Origin of the sequence: Dorea sp. 210702-DFI.3.17, from assembly GCF_020560825.1 — a bacterium.
Classification (GTDB): domain Bacteria; phylum Bacillota; class Clostridia; order Lachnospirales; family Lachnospiraceae; genus Dorea; species Dorea formicigenerans.
In genome coordinates, this window is record NZ_JAJCNB010000010.1 from 73,797 (window position 1) to 80,021 (window position 6,225).

The 6,225-nt window shown below is 41.1% G+C and carries 7 protein-coding genes; 1 reads left to right on the forward strand and 6 read right to left on the reverse strand.

Annotation, left to right across the window (positions count from 1 at the left end):
- Positions 1–107: 107 nt before the first annotated feature.
- Positions 108–461, forward strand: coding sequence for a helix-turn-helix domain-containing protein (locus tag LI149_RS07405; RefSeq protein WP_040015587.1), 354 nt, complete (start codon positions 108–110; stop codon positions 459–461).
- A 31-nt stretch (positions 462–492) separates the two neighbouring features.
- Here LI149_RS07405 and LI149_RS07410 read toward each other — a convergent pair whose 3' ends face one another.
- The 6 genes from LI149_RS07410 to LI149_RS07435 all read right to left on the reverse strand — a co-directional run bounded on the left by LI149_RS07410 (position 493) and on the right by LI149_RS07435 (position 6,209).
- Complete coding sequence (locus LI149_RS07410) at positions 493–1,557, reverse strand: 3-deoxy-7-phosphoheptulonate synthase (RefSeq protein WP_227143159.1); 1,065 nt, start codon at positions 1,555–1,557, stop codon at positions 493–495.
- Between the two features lie 15 nt (positions 1,558–1,572).
- Positions 1,573–2,085: a small multi-drug export protein gene (locus tag LI149_RS07415; RefSeq protein ID WP_005334377.1), complete on the reverse strand. Its 513-nt coding sequence runs from the start codon at positions 2,083–2,085 to the stop codon at positions 1,573–1,575.
- Positions 2,086–2,107: 22 nt separating this feature from the next.
- Positions 2,108–3,184 carry a histidinol-phosphate transaminase gene (hisC, locus tag LI149_RS07420; RefSeq protein ID WP_227143157.1) on the reverse strand — a complete coding sequence of 359 codons (1,077 nt, stop codon included), beginning with the start codon at positions 3,182–3,184 and terminating at the stop codon, positions 2,108–2,110.
- A 52-nt stretch (positions 3,185–3,236) separates the two neighbouring features.
- The gene (locus tag LI149_RS07425) at positions 3,237–4,424 is read right to left on the reverse strand and encodes a pyridoxal phosphate-dependent aminotransferase (protein ID WP_117495114.1); all 1,188 of its coding nucleotides are present in this window, start codon (positions 4,422–4,424) and stop codon (positions 3,237–3,239) included.
- Positions 4,421–5,335 carry a DUF2156 domain-containing protein gene (locus LI149_RS07430; protein ID WP_173793619.1) on the reverse strand — a complete coding sequence of 305 codons (915 nt, stop codon included), beginning with the start codon at positions 5,333–5,335 and terminating at the stop codon, positions 4,421–4,423. The genes LI149_RS07425 and LI149_RS07430 overlap by 4 nt, the downstream gene beginning before the upstream one ends.
- Positions 5,336–5,546: 211 nt before the next feature.
- Positions 5,547–6,209, reverse strand: coding sequence for a M20 family metallopeptidase (locus LI149_RS07435; protein ID WP_227143158.1), 663 nt, complete (start codon positions 6,207–6,209; stop codon positions 5,547–5,549).
- Between the last annotated feature and the right edge of the window lie 16 nt (positions 6,210–6,225).

A 6,225-nucleotide genomic window follows, 5' to 3' on the forward strand; every position in this document is an offset into this window, starting at 1 on the left:
AACGGAACCTTTTCGCTACTTTTTGTTTACATCCGCCACACTTATCTTTTTTTCACATAACACTTGGTAAAATATACCAAAAATACAAAAGAAAGGAGACCTGGCAAGTGTCATTCGGTCAGAAGCTACGCAAATTACGCAAAAAATTTAATATGACTCAGAAAAATGTTGCTGACTGTATCCATGTCTCCCGCTCTGCTATTGCAGGTTACGAAAAAAAGGGCCGCCAGCCTTCTCATGAAAAGCTGACGGCAATCGCAGATTTATTCGAGGTCCCTGTTGATTATCTTCTGAATGACGAAGAGGATACTATCACCCTCTCTCCTTCCCGGCTTACAACCAATTCTGATGATGAGCTGAATCTTTTGCTTGCATACCGAAGCCTCTCCCGAAGCAGCAAACGTGATCTCAAAAAGTATATGAAACTTTTGAAAGAAAAAGATGCTTCAGAAAGCTCTTAATCTGCACTTATTATTTTTCTTTTTTTATTTTCTAGCACTCTTCTGCAATTTTATAAATTAGATGCTCTGTATCTTCCCAGCCAATACAAGGATCCGTAATGGACTTTCCATATACCATATCAGGTCCGATATTCTGTCTTCCTTCTTCCAGATAACTTTCCACCATAACACCCTTAATCATATTTTTCAGATCCGGATTATATCTTCGTGTATGAAGCACTTCACTGACAATACGAAGCTGTTCTTTGTATTTTTTATTTGAATTAGAATGGTTCGCATCAACAATTGCTGCTGGATTTTTCAGATCTTTCTTCTGATAAAGTTCAAATAATCGCAGGCAATCTTCATAATGATAATTTGGCTGGCATGTTCCATATTTGTCTACGCCTCCACGCAAAATCACATGTGCCAGATCATTTCCTGACGTCTGTACATCCATACCTCTGTAAATGAAACGATGTCCCATCTGGGCTGCCACTACAGAATTCAGCATCACCGACAGGTCTCCACTGGTCGGATTCTTCATTCCGACAGGAATATCCATTCCACTTGCTGTCAGACGATGCTGCTGATTTTCCACAGAACGTGCACCGATTGCCTCATAAGATAAAATATCATCCAGATAGCTTCTGTTCTCCGGATATAACATCTCATCTGCTCCGGTCAGTCCGCTTTCTTCCATAGCACGGATATGTATATGACGGATTGCAATAATTCCCGCATAAAGATCCGGTGCCTTATCCGGATCCGGCTGATGGAGCATTCCTTTATATCCCTCACCGGTCGTTCTTGGTTTATTTGTATAAATTCTTGGAATAATCATCAGTTTATCTTTTACTTTTTCATTGACTTTTGCCAGACGATTCACATACTCACACACTGAATCTTCATTATCTGCAGAACACGGTCCGATAATGACTGCAAATTTGTCCGATTTTCCTGTGAAAATATCGCGAATCTCCTGATCTCTTTTTTTCTTTAACTCTGCCAGCTTTTTTGACAGAGGAATTTCTTCCTTCAATTCTGCCGGAGAAGGCAGTGTCGTATTGATTTTCATAGACATATTTTTTCTCCTTCTATGTTTCTTCTCTCTTATTCATTCAAGACTTAACTATCCTAAAATCTGTACTCCACCAAGAAGCACATAAGATATGAACCACATAATTACAGTTGCCATGCAGATTCCAATGATGACTGCCGGAAATGCTTTCTTAAATTTCACACCGAGAAGTGCGGCAATGAGTGAACCTGTCCATGCTCCGGTTCCCGGAAGCGGAATACCAACAAATAATACAAGTCCCCAGAATTCATATTTTTCAATCTGGTCTTTTTTCTTCATTGCTTTTGCTTCCAGCTTATCTACCAGCGGTTTTAAATGTTTTGTTCCTTTCATCCAGTTAAAAATCGGTGTAATCAGAAGCAGGATAAACGGAACCGGTATAATATTCCCAAGAATACATAATGGAATCGCTTTTGCGACCGGCACTCCAAGAAGCGGACCTGCCACAAGAAGTGCTCCACGAAGTTCCAAAATCGGAATCATGGAAATAATAAATACAATTGCCTCTTTCCCAACACTTCCACTGAGTGCATCAATAATTCCTTGTACTAATGACTGTGTCATACATCTCTCCTTATTTTTTCATTTATTTTTGTAACTGTTCAGAACCCCGCCACATATATTCTTTCAAAAATGCAAATAACTGTTCCATCTCTTCTCTTGTTCCGATGGTAATACGCATATATTGCTCGATTCTCTCACTGCCCCAGAATCGCACATAGATGTCATGTGCCTTTAATGCTTCGAACAGCTCTTTCGCATCGTATTTTGGATGCTTTGCAAATATAAAATTGGACCCGGAATCCAGATATGTAAATCCAAGTTTTGTAAGTTCTTCTTTTGCCCACTCCCTTGTCTCAACAATTTTTCTGACGCCATTCTCGAAATATTCCCTGTCTTTCACAGCTTCCACTCCACACACAATTGAAGTCTGGTTCATAGTGTAAGAGTTAAATGAATATTTCGCATCATTTAAATATTTAATCAATGTTGGATTGCTGATAGCATAGCCGATTCGCATACCCGCCATAGATCTTGCCTTGGAAAATGTCTGGACAACGATCAGGTTATCGTATTTGTCAATCAATTCCATTGCGGAACGTCCTGCAAAATCAATATACGCTTCATCCACGATCACAATGACATCCTGATTATGTGCAATGATATCTTCTACTACTGACAGATCCTCATAGATTCCTGTCGGTGCATTTGGGTTTGGGAAAATCACTCCCCCGTTCTCCTTATAGTAGTCTTCTTTTACAAGTTTGAAATCCTCATCCAGTTTCTGACATTCATATGGAATCCGATACAGATCTGCCCATACACTATAAAAAGAATAAGTAATATCCGGGAAAAATATCGGTTTTTCGGAATTAAAAAATGTCAGGAAACACATAGACAATACATCATCGGATCCTACACCTACAAATACCTGGTCCGGATTCACATGATAAAAGTCTGCAAGCGCATTTACAAGTGGTGCTGCAGTCGGATCCGGATAAAGGCGGAAACGGTCTGTATCCATCTCTTCTAACGCTTTTGTGACTCCCGGTGCCGGTGGATATGGATTCTCATTCGTATTTAATTTGATGACTTTGCGCTGTGGCTGTTCACCTGGTACATATGGCTCTACTTTTCTTATGTTCTTCTCAAATGCTTTCATACTATGCTCCTGTATCTTTGCTAAATTTGTTCATCGCCGCGACCTCTGAACATTACATGTATTCCTTTGCCAGTTCTTTGAATTTTGGAAGCGAATTCACGATTGTCTCATGAGATACACAATATGCCAGTCTTACATATCCCGGGCACGCAAAGGAACTACCTGGTACCATCAGGATATTATATTTCTTTCCTGCATTACAGAATTCCTTTTCATCTGCAACTGGTGATTTTACAAAAAGATAGAATGCTCCCTGTGGTTTGATGCATTCAAATCCACATTCTTTCAATCCGTTATATAGATCTTCTCTGTTTCTGTTGTAGAAAGAAAGGTCTGTCTTGGCATCCAGGCATTTTTCTACTACTTTCTGCTGCAGAGTTGGTGCATTTACAAAACCTAAGATTCTTGTTGCCACATTGGCAGCGGAAAGAAGATCTTCACTGTCTGCAACCTCATCCGGAATAACAAGATATCCTATACGTTCTCCTGGAAGTGACAGGGATTTACTAAAAGAATATCCTACAATCGTATTATCATAATATTTCGTCAGGTATGGAACTTCCACTCCATCATAAGCAAGTTCACGATATGGTTCGTCAGAAATCAGGAAAATCTCTGTTCCATATTCTTTCTGTTTGGCCTCCATGATTGTCGCTAACTTCTTGATTGTCTCCTCTGAATATACAACACCGGTCGGGTTATTCGGTGTATTTACAATTACAGCTTTTGTCTTTGGTGTAATCTTCTGCTCAAATTCATCAAGCTTTGGCTGAAAATCAACTGTATTCGGGGAAATCTCGACCAGAACTCCATCATAGTTGTTTGTATAAGAACGATATTCTCCAAAATATGGTGCAAATGCAATCACTTCATCTCCGGGATTGATCAGAGATTTTAAAATGACATTCAATCCACCTGCCGCTCCGACAGTCATGACAATGTTCTTGCCTGAAAATTTTGTATCAAATCTTTCATTCAGAGACTTTGCAATTGCCTCTCTTACTTCCGGATATCCACTGTTACTGTTCGTATAGCCATGAAGCACAACCGGATCTGTGTCATTGACCAGTTCGACAATTGCATCTTTTACAATCTGCGGTGCCGGAACATTCGGATTCCCAAGGCTGAAATCAAATACATTCTCACGTCCGTAAATTCCTGCCAGACGTGTTCCTTCCTCAAACATTGCACGAATAGCGGAACTGTTCGCTACCATATTTTTCATTTTATCTGCTATCATTTTTCTATCTCCTTTTCATGTACATGTCCTTTTTCTACCATAAATACTGGTTTATAGGAAAGCTTTGCTTTTCTGAGTCCCTCAGAACCGGCATCATCTTCCCGATTCACATATTTGTAATCCATACACTCATGTTCTACAAATTGCTGATTGATCATAGTATATGCTCCGGGCACATCTGCATAAGCTTTCTCTATGTGAACAACAAATGTATCCTGGCAGATTGGTTCTCCGATGGTAAATGCTACGATTTTACCATCAATTCGAAGGATACCGCCCTTCAGGTCAAGTTCTTCAAAAAGTCTGAGTGCATTCATTGTCACACACATCTCTGCATTCTTATCTGTATCATCATTACAGCCATTCTCTTTTCTCCACTTCAAAGCCATCTGGAAACATTCCTCCAGATTCTCTTTTTTCATGGATTCGTAGCTCCAGCGTCCTTCAAATTCTTTTCGGAATCGATTCACATGGTTCTTCTTTCCATGCATCTTCTTACCAGACAAAGTCGCTAATTTCTCGCTTTCATAGACATAATCCGCTTCGTCCCGGTCATACTCAATCTCGAATCTTCCCGGATACCAGCTTTCCAGTCGTGCAAAATCATCCGGTGTCACATTATACATACGGAACGGATAACCTCGCTCCTCACTATATGTTTTCATCTTATCCAATGCACGCTTCACATGTTCATCTGTCCCTGCCGGAAATGCATAGGCAACATGTCCCTCATCTTCACTTTTGAACACCATGGCTCCTTCAACAATCGCCCATTTTACCGGGTACTGCCTGGACCATAAAAACACATTGACAAATGTACGTTCACAACTTCTGCTCGGATGCTCATCGAAATACTTTGTCATGATTTCCTTGTCTTCCAGCTCTGTTCTCTTAAAAATAATATCTTTCATTCTATGCTCCAATTCAAAACTAGTAAAGAGCACATCCGACGAAGAAATTCCCCGACATTGTACTCATCGCAGTTCTCGTCCATCTGATAACTGTAATTTTTACTCTTCCGAGTATAGCACATTTTCTATACTCATTACAAGGCATGCCACTGATATCATCTATGTGCTTTTTACTGCTCTGCCAAAAAACAAAGCTTCATAGCTGCAATATCTATGAAGCTTTAAGCGCTTTCTTCACAATCTCGCTCATCAGTTTGGAAGCTCCCAAAAGTGCTGCCGGATCTACTGTGAACTTAGAATTATGCGCCGGATATTTTCCCCCGGTCCCCACATAAAAAAATGCTCCCGGAACCAACTCCTGATAACAGGAAAAATCTTCTCCTCCCATCTCCGGATGCTGCAAGATTACATGGAATCCTTCTTCCACTGCTTCTTTTCGCACAAGTTCTGCCAGTTCTGCATCATTGTTCGTTGCCGGACAGCCCGGGATCCATGTAAATTCCACCTGATAACCTTCCTGCTCCAGACCTTCAGCCTGTGCCTGCATCAGTTCCACAATCTGCTCACGCACTTTGGGATTAAATGTGCGAACGGTTCCTTCTAGCCTGGCGGTCTCTGGGATAATGTTCCAGCTTGTACCTGATGTAAAACGAGTCACACTGATAACTGCCGTCTCCGTCGGACTGATTCTTCGGCTTACAATTTCCTGAAGACTTCCTACCAGTCTTGCTGCTGCCGGGATCGGATCCAGACCCGTCTGCGGGGCGCTTCCGTGGCATCCCATTCCTTTTACCGTATATAAGAACCGGTCTACCGCCGCTGAAAATGGACCTGGTGCAATTGCATGACATACTTCTACTGCGCACCTCTGCAATCCTGCCGGAGGCTAT